Origin of the sequence: Streptomyces sp. NPDC006365, from assembly GCF_042870755.1 — a bacterium.
Taxonomy (GTDB): domain Bacteria; phylum Actinomycetota; class Actinomycetes; order Streptomycetales; family Streptomycetaceae; genus Streptomyces; species Streptomyces xiangluensis.
On sequence record NZ_JBIAHS010000007.1, the window covers coordinates 88,537 to 111,387 of the forward strand.

At 69.0% G+C, this 22,851-nt stretch carries 19 protein-coding genes, 1 tRNA gene and 1 pseudogene; 8 read left to right on the forward strand and 13 right to left on the reverse strand.

Going from position 1 to position 22,851, the window contains the following annotated elements:
- Window positions 1–151: 151 nt before the first annotated feature.
- On the reverse strand, window positions 152–808 hold the full coding sequence (locus tag ACFYO0_RS20680; RefSeq protein WP_386345795.1) for an ANTAR domain-containing response regulator: 657 nt from the start codon (window positions 806–808) through the stop codon (window positions 152–154).
- A gap of 101 nt (window positions 809–909) precedes the next feature.
- On the opposite strand from ACFYO0_RS20680, the gene ACFYO0_RS20685 reads away from it, so the two are divergent.
- Window positions 910–984, forward strand: a tRNA-Leu gene (locus ACFYO0_RS20685).
- A 79-nt stretch (window positions 985–1,063) separates the two neighbouring features.
- On the opposite strand, the gene pyk is transcribed toward ACFYO0_RS20685, so the two are convergent.
- Both pyk and ACFYO0_RS20695 read right to left on the reverse strand, forming a co-directional pair.
- The gene (gene pyk, locus ACFYO0_RS20690) at window positions 1,064–2,500 is read right to left on the reverse strand and encodes a pyruvate kinase (RefSeq protein WP_388677807.1); all 1,437 of its coding nucleotides are present in this window, start codon (window positions 2,498–2,500) and stop codon (window positions 1,064–1,066) included.
- A 133-nt stretch (window positions 2,501–2,633) separates the two neighbouring features.
- Entirely contained in the window at window positions 2,634–3,350 is a 717-nt protein-coding gene (locus ACFYO0_RS20695; protein ID WP_388677810.1) for an SIMPL domain-containing protein, read from the reverse strand.
- Window positions 3,351–3,507: 157 nt separating this feature from the next.
- Here ACFYO0_RS20695 and ACFYO0_RS20700 point away from each other — a divergent pair, with 157 nt between their 5' ends.
- Complete coding sequence (locus tag ACFYO0_RS20700; protein ID WP_388677813.1) at window positions 3,508–5,325, forward strand: bifunctional metallophosphatase/5'-nucleotidase; 1,818 nt, start codon at window positions 3,508–3,510, stop codon at window positions 5,323–5,325.
- 37 nt (window positions 5,326–5,362) lie between these two features.
- Here the strand turns inward: ACFYO0_RS20700 and ACFYO0_RS20705 are convergent.
- The 5 genes and pseudogenes from ACFYO0_RS20705 to ACFYO0_RS20725 all read right to left on the reverse strand — a co-directional run.
- Window positions 5,363–6,736: pseudogene (locus tag ACFYO0_RS20705) on the reverse strand (lysine N(6)-hydroxylase/L-ornithine N(5)-oxygenase family protein); the annotation flags it as partial.
- Window positions 6,733–8,112, reverse strand: a complete 1,380-nt coding sequence (locus tag ACFYO0_RS20710; protein WP_388677816.1) for a pyridoxal phosphate-dependent decarboxylase family protein — start codon at window positions 8,110–8,112, stop codon at window positions 6,733–6,735. The pseudogene ACFYO0_RS20705 and the gene ACFYO0_RS20710, both read right to left, overlap by 4 nt.
- A gap of 213 nt (window positions 8,113–8,325) precedes the next feature.
- Window positions 8,326–10,827, reverse strand: coding sequence for an aminopeptidase N (gene pepN, locus ACFYO0_RS20715; RefSeq protein WP_388677819.1), 2,502 nt, complete (start codon window positions 10,825–10,827; stop codon window positions 8,326–8,328).
- A gap of 97 nt (window positions 10,828–10,924) precedes the next feature.
- A complete protein-coding gene (locus tag ACFYO0_RS20720) occupies window positions 10,925–11,458 on the reverse strand; it encodes a two-component system response regulator (RefSeq protein ID WP_388677822.1) in 534 nt (177 codons plus the stop codon).
- 215 nt (window positions 11,459–11,673) lie between these two features.
- Window positions 11,674–12,087, reverse strand: a complete 414-nt coding sequence (locus tag ACFYO0_RS20725) for a chorismate mutase (RefSeq protein WP_388677824.1) — start codon at window positions 12,085–12,087, stop codon at window positions 11,674–11,676.
- Window positions 12,088–12,189: 102 nt separating this feature from the next.
- Between ACFYO0_RS20725 and ACFYO0_RS20730 the strand changes: the two genes are divergently transcribed.
- A complete protein-coding gene (locus ACFYO0_RS20730; protein WP_388677827.1) occupies window positions 12,190–13,080 on the forward strand; it encodes a hypothetical protein in 891 nt (296 codons plus the stop codon).
- 83 nt (window positions 13,081–13,163) lie between these two features.
- Window positions 13,164–14,675: an ankyrin repeat domain-containing protein gene (locus ACFYO0_RS20735; RefSeq protein WP_388677830.1), complete on the forward strand. Its 1,512-nt coding sequence runs from the start codon at window positions 13,164–13,166 to the stop codon at window positions 14,673–14,675.
- 190 nt (window positions 14,676–14,865) lie between these two features.
- Here the strand turns inward: ACFYO0_RS20735 and ACFYO0_RS20740 are convergent, their stop codons facing one another.
- Together ACFYO0_RS20740 and ACFYO0_RS20745 are read right to left on the reverse strand one after the other, a co-directional pair.
- Window positions 14,866–15,780, reverse strand: a complete 915-nt coding sequence (locus tag ACFYO0_RS20740; RefSeq protein WP_388677833.1) for an SDR family oxidoreductase — start codon at window positions 15,778–15,780, stop codon at window positions 14,866–14,868.
- Window position 15,781: 1 nt separating this feature from the next.
- A complete protein-coding gene (locus ACFYO0_RS20745; RefSeq protein WP_388677836.1) occupies window positions 15,782–16,528 on the reverse strand; it encodes an SDR family oxidoreductase in 747 nt (248 codons plus the stop codon).
- An 87-nt stretch (window positions 16,529–16,615) separates the two neighbouring features.
- Here ACFYO0_RS20745 and ACFYO0_RS20750 point away from each other — a divergent pair, with 87 nt between their 5' ends.
- Genes ACFYO0_RS20750 through ACFYO0_RS20765 form a run of 4 tightly spaced genes read left to right on the forward strand, consistent with a single transcriptional unit; the run spans window position 16,616 to window position 20,152 of the window.
- Complete coding sequence (locus ACFYO0_RS20750; protein WP_388677839.1) at window positions 16,616–17,425, forward strand: enoyl-CoA hydratase family protein; 810 nt, start codon at window positions 16,616–16,618, stop codon at window positions 17,423–17,425.
- Window positions 17,422–18,357, forward strand: a complete 936-nt coding sequence (locus ACFYO0_RS20755; protein WP_388677841.1) for a CoA transferase subunit A — start codon at window positions 17,422–17,424, stop codon at window positions 18,355–18,357. The genes ACFYO0_RS20750 and ACFYO0_RS20755 overlap by 4 nt, the downstream gene beginning before the upstream one ends.
- Window positions 18,354–19,100 carry a CoA-transferase subunit beta gene (locus ACFYO0_RS20760; RefSeq protein WP_388677844.1) on the forward strand — a complete coding sequence of 249 codons (747 nt, stop codon included), beginning with the start codon at window positions 18,354–18,356 and terminating at the stop codon, window positions 19,098–19,100. The genes ACFYO0_RS20755 and ACFYO0_RS20760 overlap by 4 nt, the downstream gene beginning before the upstream one ends.
- On the forward strand, window positions 19,100–20,152 hold the full coding sequence (locus ACFYO0_RS20765; RefSeq protein WP_388677846.1) for an NAD(P)H-dependent flavin oxidoreductase: 1,053 nt from the start codon (window positions 19,100–19,102) through the stop codon (window positions 20,150–20,152). Before ACFYO0_RS20760 ends, ACFYO0_RS20765 begins: the two co-directional genes overlap by 1 nt.
- A 15-nt stretch (window positions 20,153–20,167) precedes the next feature.
- Here the strand turns inward: ACFYO0_RS20765 and ACFYO0_RS20770 are convergent, their stop codons facing one another.
- The 3 genes from ACFYO0_RS20770 to ACFYO0_RS20780 all read right to left on the reverse strand — a co-directional run bounded on the left by ACFYO0_RS20770 (window position 20,168) and on the right by ACFYO0_RS20780 (window position 22,807).
- Window positions 20,168–21,325, reverse strand: a complete 1,158-nt coding sequence (locus tag ACFYO0_RS20770; protein WP_388677849.1) for an acetyl-CoA C-acetyltransferase — start codon at window positions 21,323–21,325, stop codon at window positions 20,168–20,170.
- Window positions 21,326–21,397: 72 nt separating this feature from the next.
- On the reverse strand, window positions 21,398–22,009 hold the full coding sequence (locus ACFYO0_RS20775) for a TetR/AcrR family transcriptional regulator (RefSeq protein ID WP_388677851.1): 612 nt from the start codon (window positions 22,007–22,009) through the stop codon (window positions 21,398–21,400).
- Between the two features lie 15 nt (window positions 22,010–22,024).
- On the reverse strand, window positions 22,025–22,807 hold the full coding sequence (locus ACFYO0_RS20780; RefSeq protein WP_388677854.1) for an SDR family oxidoreductase: 783 nt from the start codon (window positions 22,805–22,807) through the stop codon (window positions 22,025–22,027).
- Window positions 22,808–22,851: the final 44 nt, after the last annotated feature.

Here is a 22,851-nt window from a genome sequence, read left to right on the forward strand (position 1 = left end):
TTTATTCCGCCCACGGCACGCCACCACCCCCACGCCCCTCCTTACAGCAGGAAAGCCCCGGGCTTTTATTTACCCCCCGCCCCCCCCCCCCCCCCCCCCCCGGGGGGGGCCCCGGGCCTCTTCGTATGCACGTATATGCGTGCGCGAGCTCTCAGTCCTTCGCGGCCTTCTTCTCCTCCGCGTCCTGAATAACCGCCTCAGCCACCTGCTGCATCGACATCCGACGATCCATCGACGTCTTCTGAATCCACCGGAAGGCCGCCGGCTCGGTCAGCCCATACTCCGTCTGCAAAACCGACTTCGCACGATCCACCAACTTACGCGTCTCCAAACGCTGCGTCAGATCGGCGATCTCCTTCTCCAACTGCTTCAACTCCGTGAAGCGCGAGACAGCCATCTCAATAGCCGGAACCACATCACTCTTACTGAACGGCTTCACGAGATACGCCATCGCACCGGCGTCTCGGGCCCGCTCGACGAGATCGCGCTGCGAGAAGGCGGTCAGCATCAGCACGGGGGCGATGGACTCCTCAGCGATCTTCTCGGCGGCGGAGATCCCATCCAGCTTCGGCATCTTCACATCGAGGATCACCAGATCCGGACGGTGCTCGCGAGCCAGCTCGACGGCCTGCTCGCCATCGCCCGCCTCCCCCACCACGGAGTAGCCCTCCTCCTCGAGCATCTCCTTGAGGTCGAGACGAATCAGCGCCTCGTCCTCAGCGATGACGACACGGGTCGTCAGCGGAGGCACGTGCGACTTGTCGTCGTCGGGCGCGTCTACGGGCTGGGGCGACTCGGGGGCGGTCACGGGGGCTCCTTGTTCAGGGCAGAGGTACTGCTTTCCAAGAGGGTACCCAGCTGCGGTATGGTGGACGGGCAGCGGGTCGGGGTAAACCTTCGATTCACTGGGCCCCGGTAGCCCAATTGGCAGCAGGCAATGGATTCAAAACCCATACAGTGTCGGTTCGAGTCCGACCCGGGGCACTTTTCCTTAGATTCCAAGGTCACAATCAAGAAGCGGATGCTCACGTTGTCGTGAGCATCCGCTTTTTGCTGCGCCCCACTACTTGGGCGCGTCGTCCTCGCCAATGTGATGCACCCGGACCAGGTTCGTCGAACCCGAGACGCCCGGCGGTGACCCGGCCGTGATCACGACGATGTCGCCCTTCTGGCAGCGGCCGATCTTGAGGAGCTGTTCGTCGACCTGGTCGACCATTGCGTCGGTGGAGTTGACGTGGGGGCCGAGGAAGGTTTCGACGCCCCACGTGAGGTTCAACTGGGAGCGGGTGGCGGGGTCGGGGGTGAAGGCCAGGAGAGGGATCGGCGAGCGGTAGCGGGACAGGCGGCGGACCGTGTCTCCGCTCTGCGTGAAAGCGACCAGGAACTTTGCGCCCAGGAAGTCGCCCATTTCGGCTGCCGCGCGGGCGACGGCGCCGCCCTGGGTGCGGGGCTTGTTGCGTTCGGTCAGGGGTGGCAGGCCCTTCGCGAGGATGTCCTCCTCGGCCGCTTCGACGATGCGGGACATCGTGCTGACCGTCTCGATCGGGTACTTGCCGACGCTTGTCTCGCCCGAGAGCATCACCGCGTCCGTGCCGTCGATGACGGCGTTGGCGACGTCGGAGGCTTCCGCGCGGGTCGGGCGGGAGTTGTCGATCATCGAGTCGAGCATCTGGGTGGCGACGATGACCGGCTTGGCGTTCCGCTTGGCCAGCTTGATCGCGCGCTTCTGGACGATCGGGACCTGCTCCAGCGGCATTTCAACGCCCAGGTCGCCTCGGGCGACCATGATCGCGTCGAAGGCGGCGACGATGTCTTCGATGTTGTCGACGGCTTGGGGCTTTTCGACCTTGGCGATGACGGGGAGGCGGCGCCCCTCCTCGTCCATGATCCGGTGGACGTCCTGGATGTCGCGTCCGCTGCGGACGAAGGACAGGGCGATGACGTCGAAGCCGGTGCGCAGGGCCCAGCGGAGGTCGGCCTCGTCCTTCTTGGAGAGGGCGGGGACGGAGACGGCGACGCCGGGGAGGTTCAGGCCCTTGTTGTCGGAGACCATGCCGCCTTCGACGACGGTGGTGTGGACGCGGGGACCGTCGACGGCGGTGACTTCGAGGCAGACCTTTCCGTCGTCGACGAGGATGCGTTCGCCGGTGGTGACGTCGGCGGCGAGTCCGTCGTATGTGGTGCCGCAGGTCTGGCGGTCACCCTGGACGCCGTCTTCGACGGTGATGGTGAAGGTGTCTCCGCGTTCAAGGAGTACGGGGCCTTCGCTGAAGCGGCCGAGCCGGATCTTCGGGCCTTGAAGGTCGGCGAGGATTCCGACGCTGCGGCCGGTCTCGTCGGAGGCCTTTCGCACACGCTGGTAGCGCTCCTCGTGGTCGGCGTAGCTGCCGTGGCTGAGGTTGAAGCGGGCTACGTCCATTCCGGCTTCGACCAGTGCTTTGATCTGGTCGTACGAGTCTGTGGCGGGGCCCAGGGTGCAGACAATCTTTGCTCGGCGCATGGTTTCGAGCCTAGGGCTTACCGGTGGGTAGGGAATTGGCCGTGCATGACTACTCAACGACCTTTACGTGAAGGGCTATTGACAAGTGTTGAATTGTGCGCCGGGGCGCTCCGATGAGCATTTGAGCCAGTTATCAGAGCTCCGGCGGCGCCATCGTAAAGCGGGCATTGACATGGGCGTAGACGTGTTGGCGTTGGGGTTCGAGGTCCAGGGGTGCGGCGGTGGAGTCTTCGGCGGCTGCGGCGTAGCCGGCGCTGCGCATGCGACTCGAGCTCAGAGTTGCGTAACGCTCGCCGTCTTCCGCGCCGATGTCGGCGAGTTCGACCAGCGCCGCGAGTGTCGTACCGAGTGCTTCGGCGTATTCGCGGGCGCGTTGGACGGCTTCGCGTACTGCTTGCTGGCGAGCCTGGCGGTAGGCGGGTGAGTTGGGGCGCAGTGCCCAGAAGGGCCCGTCGACGCGGGTGAGGTCCAGGTCCGCCAACCGTGTTGTCAGTTCGCCCAGTGCGGTGAAGTCGGTGAGCTCGGCGGTGGTGTGGACGCGGCCGTGGTAGGCGCGGATGCGTTCTCCGCGGCCGTGTTTGGTGAGTTCGGGGCTGATGGAGAAGGCGCCGGTTTCCAGGTGCTCGACGGCCTGACCGTATGTCTTGATCAGGTCGAGTGCGGTGGCGTTGCGGCGGGTGAGGTCGTCGAGGGCGGAGCGGCGGTCGGTGCCGCGGGCCATGACGGTGACGCCGATGCGAGCGATTTCGGGGTCGACTTCGAGTTGGGCTTCGCCTCGGACGGCGATGCGTGGTGCCTCCGGTGTGCCGTAAGGGGTTGCGGGCCGGGGTTCCTCTGCGGCTGTGGTCATACGTCCCACTCTGTCACCGGTGGCCCGGTTCTGGGACTGGCCGGTCATCAGATCGAAACCTGAGGGGTCTGTTGCTGCTGGTCATGATCGGGTCAGAATCTACGCGCGTTGTTGACCATGCGTACAGGTGACCGGTTCCCCCGAGGAGTTACGAGACATGCCGTTGAACCGCCGGAAGTTCCTGAAGAAGTCCGCCGTGACCGGGGCGGGGGTGGCGCTCACCGGTGCGGTCGCGGCTCCGGCGGCACGGGCTGCGGAGGCTGCTGCGACGAAGAAGGGCGGGAAGCCGGTGAAGCGGTATGCGTTGACGGTCATGGGCACGACGGATCTGCACGGCCATGTCTTCAACTGGGACTACTTCAAGGACGCGGAGTACACCGACTCGGCGGGCAACGCGCAGGGCCTGGCCCGTATTTCGACCCTGGTGAACCAGATACGTGCGGAGAAGGGCCGCCGCAACACCCTGCTTCTGGACGCGGGGGACACGATCCAGGGCACTCCGCTGACGTACTACTACGCGAAGGTCGATCCGATCACGGCCGAGGGCGGGCCCGTGCATCCGATGGCGCAGGCGATGAACGCGATCGGGTATGACGCGGTGGCGCTCGGCAATCATGAGTTCAATTACGGCATCGAGACATTGCGGAAGTTCGAGGAGCAGTGCGACTTTCCGCTGCTGGGTGCGAATGCGCTGGATGCGAAGACGCTGCGGCCGGCTTTTCCGCCGTACTTCTTCAAGACGTTCCGTGTGCGGGGTCTGCCGCCGGTGAAGGTGGCGGTGCTGGGGCTGACGAATCCGGGGATCGCGATCTGGGACAAGGCGTATGTGCAGGGGAAGCTGACGTTCCCGGGTCTTGAGGAGCAGGCGGCGAAGTGGGTGCCGAAGCTGCGTTCGATGGGTGCCGACGTGGTGGTCGTTTCGGCGCACAGTGGGTCGTCGGGGACGTCTTCGTACGGTGATCAGTTGCCGTATGTCGAGAACTCGGCGGCGTTGGTGGCGCAGCAGGTGCCCGGTATCGACGCGATTCTCGTGGGGCACGCGCATGTGGAGATTCCCGAGCTGAAGGTCACCAACGAGAAGACCGGGAAAACCGTGGTGCTGTCGGAGCCGTTGGCGTATGCGGAGCGGTTGTCTCTCTTCGATTTCGAGCTGGTCTTCAAGGGGGGGCGATGGGTGGTCGAGTCCGTGACGGCCTCGGTGCTGAACTCGAACTCGGTCGCAGATGATCCGGAGATCACGAGGCTGCTGAAGGACGACCATGACGTCGTGGTGGCGTATGTGAATCAGGTGGTCGGGACGGCGACCGAGACGCTGACGACGGTCGAGGCCCGCTACAAGGACGCGCCGATCATCGACTTGATCACGAAGGTCCAGGAGGACGTGGTCAAGGCGGCGCTGGCGGGCACGGAGTACGCCTCGCTGCCGGTGATCGCGCAGGCGTCGCCCTTCTCCCGTACCTCTGCGATCCCGGCCGGCGATGTGACCATCCGGGGCCTGTCGAGTCTGTACGTGTACGACAACACGCTGGTCGCGAAGGTGATGACGGGTGCGCAGGTGCGGGCGTATCTGGAGTATTCGGCGGAGTATTTCGTGCAGACGGCGGCGGGCGCACCCGTCGATGTGGAGAAGCTGACCAATGCGGGTGGCCGCCCGGACTACAACTACGACTACGTATCGGGGCTGACCTACGAGATCGATGTCGCGCAGGCGGCCGGTTCGCGGATCAAGAACCTCTCCTACGAGGGTGCGGCGCTGGATGACGCTCAGGAGTTCGTGCTCGCGGTGAACAACTACCGGGCCAATGGGGGCGGCGCGTTCCCGCATGTGGCAGCGGCTACGGAAGTGTGGTCCGAGTCGACGGAGATCCGTACGCGGATCGCGGAATGGGTGACTCAGAAGGGCACGCTGGACCCGAAGGAGTTCGCTTCGGTGGGCTGGAAGCTGACGCGGGACGGTGCCCCCGTTTTCCCGTGATCCCGCCTTCGATCCTCTCGCCGGGCCTCTCTTCACGCCTGCCTTCGAGGCCGAAGGTGGTGAAGGCCGTGCGCCGCGGCAATGGATAGGGGTCTTTGCCGGTGAGGGAGTTGAGGATGGTGGCGCTGCGCCAGGCGGCGAGGCCGAGGTCGGGGGTGCCGACGCCGTGGGTGTGGAGTTCGGCGTTCTGGACGTACAGGGCGCCCGTGACGGCCGGGTCGAGGGTGAGGCGGTACTGGTCGTCGATGTGGGGGCGTCCGGCGCCGTCTCGGCTCACGTAGGGGTCGAGTCCGGCGAGGAGTGGGTCGAGGGGGCGTTCGCGGTAGCCGGTGGCGAGGACGACGGCGTCGGTGGTGAGGCGGGTGCGGGTGCCCTGCTGCACGTGTTCGAGGTGGAGCTCGATGGCCGTCCTGGCGATACGCCCTGCGGTGCGGACGTGGACGCCGGGGGTGAGGACGGTGTCGGGCCAGCCGCCGTGGAGGGTGCGCTGGTAGAGCTCGTCGTGGATGGCCGCGATGGTGTCGGAGTCGATGCCTTTGTGGAGCTGCCACTGGGCGGGGACGAGCCGGTCGCGTACCGGTTCGGGCAGGGCGTGGAAGTAGCGCGTGTAGTCGGGGGTGAAGTGTTCGAGGCCGAGTTTGGAGTACTCCATGGGGGCGAACGCTTCGGTTCGGGCGAGCCAGTGGATCTTTTCGCGGCCGGCTGGGCGGCGGCGCAGGAGGTCGAGGTAAACCTCGGCGCCGGACTGTCCTGAGCCGATGACGGTGATGTGTTCCGCGGTGAGGAGCCGTTCGCGGTGTTCGAGGTAGTCGGCGGCGTGGATGACGGGGACGCCGGGGGCTTCGACGAGGGGGCGGAGCGGTTCGGGGATGTGGGGGGCGGTGCCGATGCCGAGAACGAGGTTCTTGGCGTACGTACGGCCGTGTGCCGCCCCGCCTTCGCCGCCTTGGCCGTCGGGGTCGAGTCGTCGGGTGAAGTCGATCTCGAAGAGATCCCGCTCGGGGTTCCAGCGGACGGCGTCGATCTGGTGACCGAAGTGGAGCCCGGGCAGGTGGTCGCTGACCCAGCGGCAGTACGCGGCGTATTCGGCGCGGTGGATGTGGAAACGCTCGGCGAAGTAGAACGGGAAGAGGCGGTCGCGGCTGCGGAGGTAGTTGAGGAAGGACCAGGGGCTCACGGGGTCGGCGAGGGTGACCAGGTCGGCGAGGAAGGGGACTTGGAGGGTGGCGCCGTCGATGAGGAGGCCGGGGTGCCAGTCGAAGGCGGGGCGTTGGTCGTAGAAGGCGGTGTCGAGTTCGGTGAGGGGGTGGGCGAGGGCGGCCAGGGAGAGGTTGAAGGGACCGATGCCGATGCCGATCAGGTCGCGGGGTGCTTCGGGTTCGTGGGGTGCGCGGCGGGGCGTCGGGATCATCGGGAGGTGTGTCCTTCCACCAGTTTCAGGAGTGCGGCAAGGTCGCCGGCTGTGGTGTGCGGGTTGAGCAGGGTGGCTTTGAGCCAGAGTCGGCCGTCGGGGCGGGCGCGGCCGAGGACGGCGTGGCCCTGGGTGAGGAGGGTGCGGCGTACGTCGGCGACGGCGTCGTCGGACCAGCGGGCGGGCCGGAAGAGGACGGTGCTGATGCTGGGCGGTGCGTAGAGCTCGAAGCCGGGGTGTGCCGCGACGAGGTGGGCGAACTCGCGGGCGTGGGCGCAGACTTGGTCGACAAGTGCGCCGAGTCCTTCGCGGCCGAGGGATTTGAGGGTGACGGCGATCTTGAGGACGTCGGGGCGCCGGGTCGTACGCAGGGAGCGGCCGAGGAGGTCGGGGAGGCCGGCCTCGGTGTCGTCGTCGGCGTTGAGGTAGTGGGCCTGGTGTTCCAGTACGCGGAGGTCGTCCGGGTCCTTGACGGCGATCAGGCCTGCGGCGATGGGCTGCCAGCCGAGTTTGTGCAGGTCGAGGGCGACGGTGTGGGCACGGGCGAGTCCGTCGAGTCTGCTGCGGTGGCGGTCGCTGAAGAGGAGGCCCCCGCCGTAGGCGGCGTCGATGTGCAGGCGGGCCGCGTGGGTGTGGCAGACGTCGGCGATGGCGGGCAGCGGGTCGATGAGTCCGGCGTCGGTGGTGCCGGCGGTGGCGGCGACGATCAGAGGGCCCGGCAGCTTGGTGAGGGTTTCGTCGAGGGTGGTGGGGTCGAGCGTGCCTCCGGGCGCCGGGACGGTGATGGGTTCGGGGAGGCCCAGGAGCCAGGTGGCGCGGCGGAGGGAGTGGTGGGCGTTCTCCGCGCAGACGAGCTGGACGGTGCCGTTCAGTTCACGGGCGAGGAGGAGGGCGAGCTGGTTGGACTCGGTGCCGCCGGTGGTGACGAGGGCGTCGGCCGGTCTGCCGTACACCTCCTTGGCGAGCGCTGCCGTGACCAGGGCTTCCAGCTCGGAGGCGGCGGGGGCCTGGTCCCAGGAGTCGAGGGATGGGTTGAGGGCCGAGGCGGCGAGGTCTGCGGCGGTGGCTACGGCGAGGGGCGGGCAGTGGAGGTGCGCGGTGCACAGGGGGTCGGCGGGGTCGGCGGCGCCTGCGGCGAAGGCGTGGACGAGGGTGCGGAATGCGTCCGGGTCGCCGTGTTGGGGCAGGGGGTCGCCCAGGACGGTGCGTATGCGTGCGGCGACTGTTTCGGGACCCCCGGTGGGGAGTGGGCCTCTTCTTTCGGCGGCGCCGGTGCGCAGTGCGTCGAGGACCGTTGTGAGCAACGGGCGTAGGGCGGCAAGGCCTTGGGGGCCTGAGGCAAGGTCCGATGCGGGGCCTGTTGCGAGCGGGCTCATGGTCGTCCTCCGGGGCGCGGGGTTGGGCGCGGGGGTTGGGCTGCGCGCCCGGAGGCTCAACGATCGTTACCCGAATGGGGGTACGGGGCGCTCCGCGGGTTGAGCGGAGCGCCTACAGAGGTGGTGCGTTCGGTTCGTGGGCGAGTGCGGGTTCGTCGTGGCTTGTCGCGCAGTTCCCCGCGCCCATGACCGGCCCTGCCCATAAAGGCGCCGTTACGCCTCCCTCACCCTCAACGCTCGCTCCATGTCATCCAGTTGGTCCACCAGCTTGCGGTGCAGCGCCGGTGTCGGATTGCCCTTTGTCAGGCACTTCTTGCCCAGGCGGAGTGTCTCGGTGGAGATCGCGTGGATCGGGAACGCCCAGCGGCCCGCTGCCTCGGCGATCGCGGGGCCTCGGCGGGCAGCCACTGCCGGGGCGTTCTTGAAGTAGCGGGGGACGTAGTCGCGGACCAGGTCGGTCTGTTCGGGTTGCCAGAAGCCCTTGGCTGTGGCGGTGAACAGGTAGTTGGAGAGGTTGTCGGTGGTGAACATGGCCTCCCAGGCCTGGCGCTTGGCTTCGGGGTCGGGGAGGGCGGCGTGGCAGCGGGCGGCGCCTTCCTGGCCGGTGGCGCTGGGGTCCTGCACGAGTTCGGCCTCGATGACGGCGTCGTCGATGGCGCCGAGTACGGAGAGGCGGCCGAGGATGCGCCAGCGCAGTTCGGGGTCGAGTTCCGGGCCGCCGGGGACGGTGCCTTCCGAGAGCCAGGCGGTGATCGTGTCCGGTTGGGCGGCGGCGTCGATGAAGTGGCGTACGGCGGTCAGGCGCAGCCCGGGGTGGGAGCCGTCCTCGGTGCGGCGAATCAGGTCGCGGCACAGGGAGGTGAGGGTGGTGAGGGCGGCGGGCCGGTCCGGGGCGGGCAGGTAGCGGTCGGCGACCTGGGTCGTGGCGAAGGCGAGGACACCCTGGACGAGGGCGAGGTCCCTCTCGTGCGGCAGGTGGGTGCGGGCGGCCTCGAGGTAGGCGGTGGGGGCGAGTTCCCCGTCGCGTACGCAGTCGCGCAGGGCGTTCCAGACGACGGCGCGGGTCAGCGGGTCGGGCAGGGCGGACAGTTCGGCGCGTACGGTCGCGAAGGAGTCGGCATCGAATCGGATCTTGGCGTAGGAGAGGTCGGCGTCGTTGAGGAGAAGCAGGGCGGGGCGTTTGCCGATGGGGTGGGCCGGTTCGTTCTGCGGGACGTCGACTTCGAGGCGTTCGCGGAGGCTCAGTCGTCCCCCGTCGCCGAGATCGCGGTCGTAGAGGCCGACGGCGATGCGGTGGGGGCGGCTGCCGTCCTGGGTGATGGTCAGGGTGCAGGTGCCGTTGCCGGTGGGGCCGATCTTCGGGGTGAGGGTGTCGACTCCGGTGGTGCGCAGCCAGGAGTCGGCCCAGGCGTGGACGTCGCGCTCGGTGCCGTCGGCGAGGGATTCGATGAAGTCGGCGAGGGTGGCGTTGGCGAACTTGTGCCGGGCGAAGTGGGTGTTGATGCCGGCGAGGAAGTCCTTCTCGCCGAGCCAGGCGACGAGTTGGCGCAGCGCGGAGGCGCCCTTGGCGTAGGAGATGCCGTCGAAGTTGAGGAGCGCGGAGGCGGTGTCGGGGACGGCTTCGGGGTCGGGGGCGACGGGGTGGGTGGAGGGCCGCTGGTCGGCTTCGTAGCCCCAGGGTTTGCGGGTGACGCCGAAGGCGGTCCAGGTCCGGCTGAACCGGGTGGCTTCGATGAGGGTCTGGACGCCCATGTACTCGGCGAACGACTCGTTCAGCCAGATGTCGTCCCACCAGCGCAGGGTGACGAGATCACCGAACCACATATGGGCCATTTCGTGGGCGATGGTCACGGCGCGGGTCTGCCGTTCGGTGTCGGTGACGGCGGAGCGGAAGACGTACTCGTCGCGGAAGGTGACCAGGCCCGGGTTCTCCATGGCGCCGGCGTTGAACTCGGGGACGAAGGCCTGGTCGTAGGAGTCGAAGGGGTAGGGCTCCTCGAACTTCTCGTGGTAGCGGTCGAAGCAGCCGCGGGTGATGGTGAGGAGTTCGTCGGCGTCGGCGTCCAGGTAAGGGGCCAGCGAGCGGCGGCAGTGGATGCCGAAGGGCAGGCCGCGGTGTTCGGTGCGTACCGAGTGCCAGGGGCCGGCGGCGACGGCGACGAGGTAGGTGGAGATCAGCGGGGTGGGGGCCGCCTTCCACAAGCCGTCACCCTGGTGCTCGGTGATGCCGTTGGCGAGGACGGTCCAGTCTTCGGGTGCCTTTATCGACAGTTCGAAGACGGCTTTGAGGTCAGGCTGGTCGAAGGCGGCGAAGACCCGCTGGACGTCGTCCATGAACAGCTGGGTGTAGAGGTACGTTTCGCCGTCGGTGGGGTCGGTGAAGCGGTGCATGCCCTCGCCGGTGCGCGAGTAGCGCATGACGGCGTCGATGTGCAGTTCGTGCTCGCCCGGGGTGAGGTCCTTCAGGGGCAGCCGGTTCTCGTCCAGGGTGTCCAGGTCGAGCAGGTGTCCGTCGAGGGCGGCCTTGCGCAGCTCGGCGGGCTTGAGCTCGACGAAGGTGTCCACGGCCTCCAGATCGCTCCGTACCGTGAAGTGGATGACGGTGCGGGAGTCGAAGAGTTCGTCGCCGCGCGTCAGGTCGAGTTCGATCTGGTAGCGCTGGACGTCGAGAAGCCGGGCACGGGTCTGCGCTTCGGCGCGCGTCAGTACGGACATGGGGACATGCTGCCTGATGGATGGGGCGCAGCGCAGGTGAGGTCCGGTTCCGGTCGGCTGCGCCGTACGGGCGCGGTCCTCGTGCTCGTACGTCGTCCTACGCGGTCTGGTCGTGCTTGCGGAGGATCGGCCGCTGTGGCGGTACGTGGGTGTCGAGGCGCGAGTCGGGTTCGAGGGTCTGGCTCGGAGGCGGTAACTCCTTTACCAGCTCCCGGAGTTCGCGTACCTCCTGTGTCATCCGCAGATAGCGCTGGTGGGCGTCGTACAGATAACGCACCTTGGTGCGCAGCGCCCAGGGATCTATGGGTTTCATCACGAGGTCGGCGACGCCGAGCCGGAAAGCGGTGGTGGTGAGCTCGGCGTCCGGGCCGAAACCGGTGACGAGGATGACGGGGATGTGCTGGGTCTGTTCCAGGCGGCGCAGGTAGCGGACGACGTCGAAGCCGTTGACGTCGGGCATGTGCACATCGAGGACGAGCAGGCCGACCTGGCCGCGCAGGACTTCCTTGAGGGCGTCGTCGCCGCTGGTGGCGCGCGCCAGCCGGTAGCCGAGCGGGGCCAGGGCGCTTTCCAGCGCGTAGAGCGTTTCCTCATGGTCGTCGACGATGAGGATCTTGGCATCCGACGGCATCGCGCGAAGTCCCCTCGCTCTGGACAACCAGAATCGTGCCCGAACCGGCTGACAGGGAGTACTCACAAACTGACAAGGAGTGCTCCGCGCAGGATGCCTCATTTCGGCCCCGAGGCCGAGGGGGTGCGCGGACAAAAGCGCGAGAAATGGGTCAGCCGGTTGAAACACCGTTGCCGGAAACGCAGTTGGCGTCGGGACGACTGAGGACGCGCGGGCTACGGCTGTGGCTGTTGGTGCTGAGCACTGCTTGTGTTGTCACTGCTTGTGTTGTCACTGCTTGTTCTGTGGCTATTTGTGTTGTGGCTGTTCTTGTTGTCGGCGATGCTCTCGTGGTGCCGGATGACCTCGGCGATGATGAAATTGAGGAGCTTCTCGGCGAACGCGGGGTCGAGCTTGGCGTTCTCCGCGAGCCGGCGCAGCCGGGCGATCTGGTGGGCCTCGCGGGCCGAGTCGGCGGGCGGCAACTGGTGGGCGGCCTTGAGGTGGCCGACCTGCTGGGTGCACTTGAAGCGTTCGGCAAGCATGTGGACGACGGCGGCGTCGATGTTGTCGATGCTGTCGCGCAGCCGGGCGAGCTCGGCGCGGACGGCCGGGTCCACGTCGCCGGTTCCGTTGTTGCTGTTGGTCATGAGCGTTCACCCTACGGCTCGGCCCAAGGACCCTCGACCCCCACCCGCAGTCGCCGACGGCTTATCGTGGATGTGGGTCAGGGCCTCTTGGGGGGTGCGGGCGTGGCGAACGGCGGTCCCGTCGAGCATGGCTACCCGCACCTGGACACGGTGCGGGCGGCGATCACCGCGCTGTACAAGCGGCTCTCGTACGACACCATCCACACCTTCGACACCAGCGTGGCCCCCGCCGACGTGGCCTTCGCCGATCATGACGACCTGTACCTGGGCACTCAGCGCGTGGCCCGCGAGCTGGTCCACCACTTCCGGCTGCCGGACGCCCGCATGATCGTCAGCTTCCGCGAGATGCACCATGCGGCGAACGTCGAACTCGCCGCGGGCCCCGAGTACTTCATCGAGCTGAACGACCGCTTCCGCACCCACCGCAGGGACATCGGCGCCGCCCTCGCACACGAGATCATGCACGTGTACCTGCACCGTCTGGACCTGTCGTTTCCGGGCACGCGGGACAACGAGATCCTCACGGACACCGCGACGACGTATCTGGGCGCGGGCTGGCTGCTGCTCGACGCGTTCCGCGAGGACGGCGCCTCCTCACAGAAGCTCGGCTATCTGACTCCGGAGGAGTTCGGATACGTCCTCGCCAAGCGGTCGCTGGTCTTCGCCGAGGATCCCTCGACGTGGTTCACCAGCCCGCAGGCGTACACGGCGTACACGAAGGGCATGGCGCGGGCCCGCCACGACGAGCAGCAGCCCCCGCTGACCGCGGCCGGCTGGGCAGGCCGCCGCCGCTACGCCAAGGACCGCCGCCACGCCCAGGACCACCACGGCCGTCCCGTCGGAGTCCCGTACGACTTCACCCCGGACACCCATGGCCCGCTGCGCGTGTCGTTCCCCTGCCCGACCTGCCACCAACGGATCCGGGTACCGGTACGGGGCCGGGTGCGGGCCCGCTGCGCCCTGTGCCGCACGGTGCTGGAGTGCGATACCTAGCCGAGTGCGACGTATGGGCAACGTCACGTAGTTCACGGCGAAATGCTTTGCCCCACACGCGCCTGACGGGCGAAGGTCGAAGGATGAACACGCAAGACCCGGCGGCCGGTCTGTTCACCGCCGTGTACGAGGCCGACCAGGACGCGGTCGTACGGCAGCTGCGCGCGGGCGCGAGTCCGGAATCGGTGGACGAGGACGGCCAGACGGCCCTGTATCTGGCGGCCATGACGGACGACCCCGGTGTCGTACGCCTCCTCCTGGCGGCCGGAGCGGCACCGGACCGCCTCAGCGCGGGCACCGACTCGCCGCTGTGCGGGGCGGCGTGCGGCGGGCACACCGAGGTCGTACGCGCCCTGCTGGCGGCCGGGGCGCGGCCGGATCAGGTGGAGGAGGGCGGGTTCACGGCCCTGACCTGGGCTGTCCAGCGCGGCCACGCACCCGTGGTGGCCGAGCTGCTCGCGAACGGCGCAGACCCGAACCGTCCGGGCCCCACCGGCGAGCCCCCGCTGGTCACGGTCGCACGCCGCGGCTCCCCGGGCTGCGTACGCGCCCTGCTCGTGCACGGGGCGCGGGCCCGGTCCGAGGCGCTGACCGAGGCCCGGCGCTGGCTGAACGTGAACGTGGAGGCGGAGCTGCGGGCGGGCCTGGAGCGCACGCACGGGCCCGGCCATGAGTACGTCACCCACCGTTTCCCGGAGGACGGCGGCGTGACCGTCGAGGTCCAACTGCTCAAGGACGGCCGCCCGAGCTCGGGCAACGACCAGCAGACGGGCCACGCGGCCATCGTCACCCTCCTGGAGACGTCCCTGGGCGTCGCGGCGCCCGCCCCGGAGCTCGCCGCCCGCGCCCTGCGCTGCGGCGACCCCGACAACGACGACTGGACCGAGTCGGTGACCGCGCTCGCCCGGCGCGACGACGAGGAGACGTTCCGGGCGGCGGCCATGTGGTGCGGCGACAGAACGAATCCATTGCGCCAGGCGTTCGGGGCGGATGTGCTGGGGCGGTTGGGGACGGAGGGCAGGCCGGCTCAGGACGAGTCAGCCGTACGTCCCTACGCGGCCCACAGCGTGCCGCTGCTGCGGGAGTTGGCGCGCGAGGCCGAGGAGCCGCTGACGTTGCGAACCGTCGTCGCGGCGCTCGGGCAGCACCAGGACCCCACCGCCCTCCCCGAGATCCTCCGGCACGCCGGCCACCAGGACACCGGCGTACGACGCGCCGTCGCCGTGGCCCTGTGCGGGCTGGTCCCCGCCTCGCACGGGGAGGGTGTCGCGCGGCTCGTCGCCCTGGCGGGGGACGCGGACAGGGACGTACGCAACTGGGCGACAACGGCACTTGCCGTACTCGACACGGACACCCCCGCGCTGCGGGACGCGCTCGCCGCGCTTCTCGACGACCCGGATCCGGAGGTGGTGGCGGAGGCGGCACGCGGCCTTGCGGTCCGTCAGGACCCGCGCGCGATCGCCGCGCTGGAGCGATTGCTCGCCGAGTCGAAGCCTGACAGCACGCCGCGCACGACTGCCGAGGAGGCGGTCGAGCACATACGGGACGACCGCGTACGGACACTCCTGGCGTCGACGCTGCCGCGCCGGATCTGAGGACGCGGGTGGGTGGGGGAAGGGTTCTTTTCCCCAGGCCCGCCCCTTCCCGAAACTGGGGCTGCGCCCCAGGCCCCCGCCAGAGGGTGGGGGTGACAGGTCGTGTCGCGGCTACAAGTGCGTCGTGGCTGGTCGCGCAGTTCCCCGCGCCCCTTGAAAGCAAAAGCCTGCGCCACAACGAACCCGCAGCTTACGAACCGCCATACACCGCCCCCGGCACCTCCGCATCCGCGAGCAACTTGAGCGCCGCGTCCCCGGCCTCAGACGGCGTCCACCGGGCACCCTTGTCCGCGCTCGGCCCGGCCCGCCATCCCTCCATGACGGTGATCCGCCCGCCCTCGGCCTCAAAGACCCGCCCAGTGACCCCCGCACTCGCGGCTGACCCGAGCCAGACGACAAGCGGCGAGACGTTTTCGGGCGCCATCATGTCGAAGCCGCCGCCGGGCGCCGGCGCGGCCATCGCGTCGGCGAAGGCCCGCTCGGTCATACGTGTCCGCGCGGCCGGCGCGATCGCGTTCACCTGCACTCCGTAGCGCCCCATCTCAGCGGCGGCCACCAGCGTGAGCCCGACGATGCCCGCCTTCGCCGCGCTGTAGTTGCCCTGCCCGACCGATCCCAACAGCCCCGCACCAGAGCTGGTGTTGACGACACGCGCCACAGGCGTACGCCCCGCCTTCGCCTCCGCCCGCCAGTACGCAGCGGCCTGCTGAAGCGGCAGAAAGTGCCCCTTCAGATGGACGCGCACAACGGCGTCCCAGTCATCCTCGTCGAGGTTCACAAGCATCCGGTCGCGCAGAAACCCTGCGTTGTTGACGAGCGTGTCGAGCCGCCCGAAGGCGTCGAGTGCCGCCGCGATCAGCGACTCGGCGCCCGCTCGCGTGGCGACGTCCCCGCCGTGCGCGACGGCCTCGCCGCCGGCCGCGCGAATCTCCTCGACGACAAGCGCGGCCGGGCTGTCGGGCCCGGGCGAACCGTCGAGGCCGACACCGAGGTCGTTGACGACGACCCGAGCCCCCTCGGCCGCGTACGCGAGGGCGTGCGCCCGCCCGAGGCCCCGTCCCCCACCGGTGACGATCACGACCCGGCCGTCACAGATTCCGGTCATGTCACTTCTCCTCGTTGACGGTCGCAGCGTCCAGGAAGGCGGGCCGCTCTCCCCCGCCATGCACGAGCAGGCTGGCCCCGGTGATGTACGCGGCGGCATCCGAGGCGAGGAACACGGCCGCCTGGCCGATGTCGGAGGGCGCGGCGAGGCGGCCCAGCGGGACCGTGCGAGACACGGCGGCGATGCCCTCCTCGTCCCCGTAGTGGAGAGGGGACAGTTCGGTACGGACCATCCCGGCGACCAGCGTGTTGACGCGGACGTCCGGCGCCCATTCCACAGCCATCGACCGGGCCAGGTTCTCCAGGCCCGCCTTGGCCGCACCGTAGGCCGCAGAACCGGGAGAGGGCCGCGTCCCGCTGACGCTGCCGATCATCACGACCGAGCCCCGGGCGCGTCTGAGGTGCTCGTAGGCCGCCAGGGACACGGTCAGCGGTGCGGTGAGGTTGAGCTCGATCACGCGAGCGTGCCGTTCGGCGTCCGCGTCGGCGAGCAGCCGATACGGGGTGCCGCCCGCGTTGTTGACCAGGACGTCGAGCCGGGGCAGCGCGTCGAAGAAGGTGCGTACCGCAGCCGGGTCACGCACGTTGAGGGGCATGAACTCGACGCCTTCGACCGGCACTTCGGGTGGTCTGCGGGCGCAGGCCACGACCTCGGCACCCGCCTCGCGGAACGCCCGAGCGATCCCGGCGCCGACGCCGCGGGTTCCGCCGGTGACCACCACGAGTCGCTTGTCCTGCCGGTTGTCCACAGGGCCTCCCGCTGGTCGGCATTCGCTGTTACCTTCACATCAGATCGCACCTAACAAATGTTTGGTGGAAAGGTAGCTGATGCGTCCATGGGTGTCTCCACCTCGTCCCCGGAAAAGGGGATTTCCGTAGTCACGGTCGACTTCCCGCCCGTGAACGCGCTTCCGGTGCACGGCTGGTTCGACCTGGCCGACGCCGTGCGCACGGCGGGCCGCGACCCCGAGATCCGCTGTGTCGTGCTGACCGCCGAGGGGCGGGGGTTCAACGCGGGCGTCGACATCAAGGAGATACAGCGGGGGCAGGACCGGCAGGAGTGCGGGCGGCAGGAGGACGGCCGGCGTGACGCGACGGGCCATGGTGCGCTGATAGGCGCCAACCGCGGCTGCGCGGAGGCGTTCGCTGCGGTGTACGAATGCGAGGTGCCCGTGGTGGCGGCGGTGCGGGGCTTCTGCCTGGGCGGCGGCATCGGGCTCGTGGGGAACGCGGACGCGATCGTGGCGAGCGACGACGCCACGTTCGGGCTGCCCGAGCTGGACCGGGGCGCGCTGGGTGCGGCCACGCATCTGGCCCGCCTCGTGCCGCAGCACCTGATGCGCGCGCTGTACTACACCTCGCGTACGGCCACGGCGGCAGAGCTGCACGCGCACGGTTCGGTGTGGCGGGTCGTGCCGCGTGCCGAAGTCCTGGACGCTGCCCTGGCGTTGGCGCGGGAAATCGCGGCCAAGGACGGGCAGCTGATCCGGCTCGCCAAGGCCGCCATCAACGGCATCGACCCCGTCGACGTGCGCCGAAGCTACCGCTTCGAGCAGGGCTTCACCTTCGAGGCGGGCCTCAGCGGGGTGGCGGACCGGGTCCGGAGCACATTCGGCCATGACGCATCCGGAGAGGAGGACCGGTGAGCGACAAGACCATGTCGGCGGATGAGGTCGTCGGCCGTCTGGAGAGCGGGATGACGATCGGCATCGGAGGCTGGGGGTCACGCCGCAAGCCGATGGCCCTGGTGAGAGCACTGCTCCGTTCCGAGGTCACCGATCTCACCGTCGTCTCGTACGGCGGCCCGGACGTAGGCATGCTCGCGGCTGCCGGGCGGATACGGAAACTGGTCGCCGCCTTCGCGACCCTCGACTCGATCCCGCTCGAACCGCACTATCGCTCAGCGCGCGAAAGCGGTGCTCTCGAGCTGATGGAGATCGACGAGGCGATGTTCATGTGGGGCCTGCATGCCGCCGCGAACCGGCTGCCCTTCATACCGGTGCGGGCCGGCCTCGGCTCGGACGTGATGCGGGTCAACCCGGGGCTGCGGACGGTCACTTCACCGTACGAGGACGCGTCGACGGGACTCCAGGAGACCTTCGTCGCCATGCCCGCCCTGCGCATGGACGCCGCGCTGGTCCATGTGAACCGTGCGGACCGCTGCGGCAACGGGCAGTATCTGGGCCCGGATCCGTACTTCGACGACCTGTTCTGCGAGGCGGCCGACACCGCGTATGTCTCCTGCGAACGACTCGTCGAAAATACCGTCACGGCCGAGCTGACGAAGGAGGCCGCCCCGCAGACCCTGCTGATCAAGCGGCACAGCGTGACCGGCGTGGTGGAGGCCCCGAACGGGGCGCACTTCACGTCCTGCGCGCCCGACTACGGCCGGGACGAGGGCTTCCAGCGGCTGTACGCGACCACGCCCTGGCCGGAGTTCGCCGAGCGGTTCCTGCACGGAGGCGAGAAGGACTACCAGTCCGCCGTACAGGCCTGGCACACCGGGAACGAGCCGGACGCCTCTGACGCCTCGGCCACCTCGGCCACCTCGGCCACCTCGGACAAGGAGCGGCGATGAGCGAGGTACTGAGCGACGTGACGCGAGCCGAGTACTGCGTGATCGCCTGTGCCGAGGCATGGCGGGACAACGGCGAGGTGCTGGCCAGCCCCATGGGCGTCGTCCCGTCCGTCGGAGCCCGGCTCGCCAGGCTGACCTTCGCCCCCGACCTGCTCCTCACCGACGGCGAGGCGATGCTGGTCGGCCCGGACGGCACCGTGGAGGGCTGGCTGCCGTACCGGCAGCACCTCACGATGGTCACCGGCGGCCGACGCCACGTGATGATGGGCGCGAGCCAGATCGACCGGTTCGGCAACCAGAACATCTCCTGCATAGGCGACTGGGAGCGGCCCGCACGGCAGCTTCTCGGGGTGCGCGGCGCGCCGGTCAACACCCTGAACCATCCGGTCAGTTACTGGATCCCCCGGCACTCCACCCGGGTCTTCGTCGAGAAGGTCGACATGGTCTGCGGGGTGGGTTACGACAGCGCCGCGACGGCCGGTCCCACGGCGAGCCGTTACCACCGCATCCCCCGGGTCGTCTCCAACCTCGGTGTGTTCGACTTCGCGACCCCGGACCGCTCGATGCGGCTCGCCTCGCTGCATCCGGGGGTGACGGTCGAGGAGGTCAGGGAGGCGACGGGCTTCGGGCTGACGGTTCCCGAAGAGGTGCCGTACACACGCGAACCGGCCCCGGAGGAGCTGGAGTTGATACGCGAGGTGCTCGACCCGCAGGGGCTGCGCGATCGTGAGGTCAGGAGCTGATGGAGACCGCGCTGACGAAACTCGTCGGGGTACGCCATCCGATCGTGCAGACCGGTATGGGCTGGGTCGCGGGCCCCCGTCTGATCTCCGCCTCCGCGAACGCGGGCGCTCTGGGCATCCTGGCCTCCGCGACGATGACCGTGGAAGAGCTGAGGGAGGCCGTCCGGGAGGTGAAGTCCCGTACGGACGCGCCGTTCGGCGTGAACCTGCGGGCGGACGCGGGCGATGCCCGCGACCGGGTGCGGATCATCATCGACGAGGGCGTGAAGGTGGCCTCCTTCGCGCTCGCGCCCTCCCGTGAGCTGATCGCCGAACTCAAGGACGCGGGTGTTGTCGTCATCCCGTCCGTCGGGGCCCGACGCCATGCCGAGAAGGTCGCGTCGTGGGGCGCGGACGCGGTGATCGTGCAGGGCGGCGAGGGCGGCGGGCACACGGGCGAGGTGGCGACGACGGTGCTGTTGCCACAGGTCGTGGACGCGGTGGAGATACCCGTCGTGGCGGCGGGCGGCTTCTTCGACGGCCGGGGCCTGGTCGCGGCCCTCGCGTACGGCGCGGCGGGCATCGCGATGGGCACGCGCTTCCTGCTCACCTCGGACTCCACGGTCCCGGACGCGGTGAAGGCCAAGTACCTGGCTGCGACGGTCAAGGATGTAACGGTGACGAGGGCAGTGGACGGTCTGCCCCACCGCATGCTCCGCACGGACCTGGTCAGCTCCCTCGAGGGAGCTAGCCGCACGAGATCCTTCACCCAGGCACTGCGCCGAGCCGCCGGCTTCCGCAAGCTCTCCGGCCTCACCTGGCCCGCGATGCTCCGCGACGGCCTCGCCATGAAGCACGGCAAGAACCTGTCCTGGAGCCAGGTCCTGCTCGCCGCGAACACACCGATGCTGCTGCGCGCGTCGATGGTCGAGGGACGCACGGATCTAGGGGTGATGGCCTCCGGCCAGGTGGCGGGAGTGATCGACGACCTGCCGTCGTGCGCGGAGCTGGTGGAACGCGTGATGGCCGATGCCGAACGGGTGCTCCAGGAACTGGCTGCCGCCAGCGGCTGAGGTGACCGGCGGACGTCAGAGCCGCTCGATGATCGTCACGTTCGCCTGACCGCCCCCCTCGCACATCGTCTGCAGGCCGAACCGGCCTCCCGTGCGCTCCAGTTCATGCAGCAGTGTCGTCATCAGCTTCACGCCCGTGGCACCCAGGGGGTGCCCGAGGGCGATCGCGCCCCCGTTGACGTTCACCTTCGCCGGATCCGCGCCCGTCTCCTTCAGCCACGCCAGGACGACCGGGGCGAAAGCCTCGTTGATCTCCACGAGGTCGATGTCGTCGATGGTCAGGCCGGTCTTCTTCAGGGCGTGTGCCGTAGCCGGGATCGGAGCCGTGAGCATGCGGATCGGGTCCTCGCCGCGTACGGAGAGGTGGTGCACGCGCGCGCGGGGCGTCAGGCCGTGTTCGCGTACCGCCCGCTCGGAGGCCAGCAGCATCGCGGCAGCGCCGTCGGAGACCTGGGAGGAGCAGGCGGCGGTGATGGTGCCGCCGTCGATGACCGGCTTCAGGCCCGCCATCTTCTCCAGTGAGGTGTCCCGGCGCGGCCCCTCGTCGACCGTGACGTCGCCGTACGCAACGGTCTCGCGCTCGAAGCGGCCCTCGTCGATCGCCCCGATCGCCCGCTGATGGGACCGCAGCGCGAACTCCTCCTGGTCGAGGCGGCTGATTCCCCACTTGGCGGCGATCATCTCGGCGCCGACGAACTGGTTCACCGGCTGATCCCCGTACCGCGCTCGCCACCCCTCGCTGCCCGCGAACGGCCCTTCCGTGAGCCCCAGCGGCTCGGTGGCCCGCCCGGAGGCGTACCCGATGGGGACCTGCGTCATGTTCTGGACGCCGCCCGCCACCACGAGGTCCTGCGTACCGGACAGGACACCCTGCGCGGCGAAGTGCACGGCCTGCTGCGACGAACCGCACTGCCGGTCGACCGTCACCCCCGGCACCTCTTCGGGCAGTCCCGCCGCCAGCCAGCACGTCCGCGCGATGTCACCGGCCTGCGGGCCCACCGTGTCCAGACAGCCGAAGACGACGTCCTCGACGGCAGCCGGGTCGACGCCGGCACGCGCGACCAGAGCCTTCAGCACATGCGCGCCCAGGTCGGCGGGATGCACCCCGCTCAGGCCCCCTTTGCGCCGCCCGACGGGCGTACGGACCGCTTCGACGATGTAGGCCTCGGCCATGACAACTCCCAGTCAAATCAAGTCGATCCAGTTCGCTTACGGTCGATCCAGTGCGATGTCGATCCAGTTCGGTTACGTACGTACGGCGATCCCGTCCAGCACCATCGACAGGTACTGCCGGGCGATCTCCTCGGGGCCGTGCTGTCCGCCGGGCCGGTACCAGGACGCGGCGACCCACACCGTGTCGCGCACGAACCGGTAGGTGAGGCGTATGTCGAGGTCCTCCCGGAAGACCTCGGCGGCCACCCCTCGCTCCAGCGTGCTCAGCCAGGCCTTCTCGAACTTGCGCTGCGAGTCGGCGAGAAACGCGAAGCGCTCCTGTGACGCCAGATGCCGGGACTCCTTCTGGTAGATGGCAACGGCCGCGCGATGCCGGTCGATCTCCCGGAAGGACTCGATGACCAGGGCCTCCAGCGTCTCCCGGGGCCCGAGCTGGGCATCGAGGACGGTGTCGTACCCCTCCCACAGCTCGTCCAGGAAGGTCCGCAGGATCTCCTCCAGCATCGATTCCTTGGAGTCGAAGTGGTAGTAGAGGCTGCCCGCGAGCATGCCCGCGTGATCGGCGATCTTGCGGACGGTGGTGGCGTTGTAGCCCTGCTCGGCGAAGACCTCTGCCGCGGTGCCGAGGAGTTCACTGCGTCTGGCGGGCGAGGCGGTCACCTGAGGCTTCTTCTTCGTAGGCACGGTTCCATTGTCGTCCTAGGCGTGCTGGCTGCTGACGGAGACGACCTCGCCGGTCATGTACGAGGAGTAGCCGGACGCGAGGAACACGATCACGTTGGCCACCTCCCAGGGCTCGGCGTACCGCCCGAAGGCCTCGCGCTCGGTGAGCTCCTCCAGCAGTTCGGGGCTGGTGACCTTCACGAGGTGCGGGTGCATGGCGAGGCTGGGCGACACCGCGTTCACCCGCACTCCGTACTCGGCCGCCTCCATGGCCGCGCAGCGGGTCAGCGCCATCACGCCCGCCTTCGCGGCGGCGTAGTGCGCCTGGCCGGCCTGGGCGCGCCAGCCGACGACGGAGGCGTTGTTGACGATCACGCCGCCACCGGACTCCCGCATCGCCCGCAGTGCCGCCCGCGTACACCGGAAGGTGCCGTTCAGCGTCACGTCGAGCACCCTCGACCACTGCTCGTCCGTCATGTCGACGAGGTCCGAAGTCCCGCCGAGACCCGCGTTGTTGACCACGATGTCCAGTCGCCCGTGGAGCCGCTGCGCGGCGTCGAACAGCGCCTGCACCTGAGCCTCGTCGGTGACGTCACAGGCGAGCGCCGCAACCCCCTCGAACTCGGCCGCCAGCTCCCCCTCGTACTCCTTCAGCCGCCGCGCGTGCGCGTCGCTGATCAGTACGCGCGCACCCTCCTCCAGGAAGCGGCGTGCCGTGGCCCCGCCTATCCCCGCGCCCGCGGCAGCCGTGATGACGGCCGTACGCCCCTTCAGCAGCCCGTGCCCGGGCACATACGCCGGACCCTCGACGTCTGTCATGGAGCCACGCTAACCTACCAAACACTTGTTAGGGAAGGCCGTTT